Below are 2,696 nucleotides of genomic sequence, written 5' to 3'. Positions count from 1 at the left end.
GCGGGGTCGCCGTACCAAGCGACTGCGGGTCAGCCACGCCTTCCACTCACCCCTGATGGACCCGATGCTGGACGAGTTCACCACCGTGGCGGCCGGTGTCACCTACCGCACGCCGACCCTGCCCGCCGTCAGCACCCTCACCGGCGAGGCCTTGCGCGACGGGGACTGGACCACACCGACGTACTGGATCGAACAGGTCCGCCGACCCGTACGGTTCCATGACGCGCTCACGACCGTCACCGGTCCCCAGGGGGCCGTCCGGCTTCTGGAGATCGGCCCCGACCCCGTCCTCACCGCGCTCGCCCGGGAGGCCGGGCACGAGGCCGTGGCCACCCTGCGCACCGGACAGCCGGAGTCGCAGGCCGTCCTGACGGCCGTCGCCGAGATGTACGTCCGTGGCGCCGATGTCCGTTGGTCCGCGCTGTTCGAGGGGACGGGTGCGCGGCGGCTGGACCTGCCCACGTACGCGTTCCGCCGCGAGCGGTACTGGCTGCCCGACCACGCCGCCGCGGAGCGGGGCTCGGAGACCGGCTCCGACGGGGTCGAGGCACGCTTCTGGGATCTCGTGGAGCGGGGTGAGGTCGACACGCTCGCCGAGCGGCTGGGTGTGACCGGCGACGAAGCGCTGGACACCCTCGTGCCCGCGCTGTCCGCCTGGCGTCGGCAAGGCCGCCGGGACCTGGAGCAGGCGGCCCGCCGGTACCGCGTCCGGTGGCGGCCCGCCCGTCTCGCCGCCGACCCGGCCGCCCTCCCGGGCCGCTGGCTGGTGGCCGCGGCCGACCCGGCCGGCCAAGCTGTTGTGGACATCGCGGCAGCCTTGCGCCGGGCCGGTGCCGAGGTCGACCTGATCCCCGTCGCCGCCACCGACGCCCGTGCCGACCTCGCGGACCGCATCCGCGCCACCGGCCACGAGCCCACTCATGCCCTGGTCCTGGTGCCGTCGCCGGGCGCCGTGCTCGCCCTGTGGCAGGCACTCTCCGACAGCGCCCCGGCCGCCCGCCTGTGGTGCGCCACCCGGTCCGCGCAGTCGGTGGGCGCCGGCGACGCCCCGTCCCGGCCCGGCGAAGCCGCCGTATGGGGCCTGGGACGCACGCTCGCCCTCGAACAGCCCGACCGCTGGGGCGGCCTGCTCGACCTCCCCGCGCACCCCGACCCCGACCAGCCGCAGCGCCTCGCGCGGCTGCTGGCCGCCCCCGGTGACGAGGATCAACTCGCCCTGCGCCCCACCGGAGTCCTCGCGGCCCGCCTCGTCCGCGACACCAGCCCGAGCCGCCAGTCCGCCACCCCGCGCGAACAGCCACGGAGCAGCCGCTTCCACGGCACCGCCCTCGTCACCGGAGGCACCGGCGCCCTCGGCCGGCACATCGCCCACTGGCTCGTCGACCAGGGCGCCGAACATGTCGTCCTGGTCTCGCGGCGCGGTGCCGAGGCCCCCGGCGCCCAAGAGCTGCGCGACGAGCTGAGCGGCCGTGGAGCCGACGTCACGCTCGCCGCCTGCGACGTCGCGGACCGCACCGCCCTCGCCGGTCTCCTGGACGCCCACCCGCCCACCGTCGTCGTCCACGCGGCCGGCATCCTCGACGACGGCCTCGCCGCCGACCTCACCCCCGAACGGCTGGCGCGCGTCCTCGCCGTGAAGGCCGAAGCCGCCCACCACCTCCACGAACTCACCGCAGACCGCGCCCTCGACGCCTTCGTGCTGTTCTCGTCCACGGCCGGTGTCACCGGCAACGCTGGCCAGGCCGCCTACGCCGCCGCCAACGCCCACCTCGACGCGCTCGCCCAGCACCGCCGTGCCGCCGGCCTGCCGGCCACGTCCGTCGCCTGGGGGCCCTGGGCCGGCGACGGCATGGCCGCCGACCCGGTCGTCACCACGCACCTGGCCCGGCTCGGCGTCCGGCCGCTCACCCCCGACACCGCCCTCGACGCGCTCGGGCGCATCCTCGACGACGACCGCACCTGCGTCACCGTCCTCGACGCCGACTGGGCCCGCTTCGCCGAGACCACCGCCTACGCCCGCCAGGGCTCACTCCTGCGCGAACTCACCGCGCCCGCACAGCAGGAGGCCCGCACCGCGCACGGCCCCGAGCGGCCCACGGCAGGCGGCGGCGACCTCGCGACGGCCCTGCACGGCCGCCCGTCATCGGAGCGGGAACGCCTTGTCCTCGCCCACGTACGAGCCACCGTCGCCGAGGTCCTCGGACACAGCTCCGCCGCCGCGATCGCCGCCGACCGCCCCTTCAACGACCTCGGCTTCGACTCCCTCACCTCGGTGGAACTGCGCAACCGCCTCGGCGCCGCGACCGGGCTGCGCCTGCCCGCCACCCTCGTCTACGACCACCCGACCCCCGCCGCCCTCGCGGCCCACATCCGCGCCCAACTCCCGGGCGTCGGCAGCGACATCGAGGCCCGGGAGACCACTGCGGGCACCGCCACCGCAGATGCCCTTGACGACGACGCCGTTGCGATCGTGGGGATGGCCTGCCGTTTCCCGGGCGATGTCTCGTCTCCGGATGAGCTGTGGGAGTTGCTCGCGGCCGGTCGTGATGGTGTGACGCCCTTCCCGGCCGACCGTGGCTGGGACATCCAGCGCGTCTACCACCCTGACCCCGAGCACTCCGGGACCTCGTATGTGAATTCCGGTGGGTTTGTGTCGGGTGTGGCGGATTTTGATGCGGAGTTGTTTGGTATTTCGC

At 75.1% G+C, this 2,696-nt stretch carries 1 protein-coding gene; it reads left to right on the top strand.

The genetic code is table 11. The features are described 5' to 3' along the window. Positions 1-2,696, top strand: a 2,696-nt coding sequence (locus tag IE262_RS39020) for an SDR family NAD(P)-dependent oxidoreductase (RefSeq protein WP_189880392.1), incomplete at both ends; no start/stop codon positions are given.

The organism is Streptomyces bluensis (genome assembly GCF_014650715.1).
In the GTDB taxonomy this organism is placed as follows: Bacteria; Actinomycetota; Actinomycetes; order Streptomycetales; family Streptomycetaceae; genus Streptomyces; species Streptomyces bluensis.
This window is presented reverse-complemented; position numbering and strand designations above follow the sequence as displayed.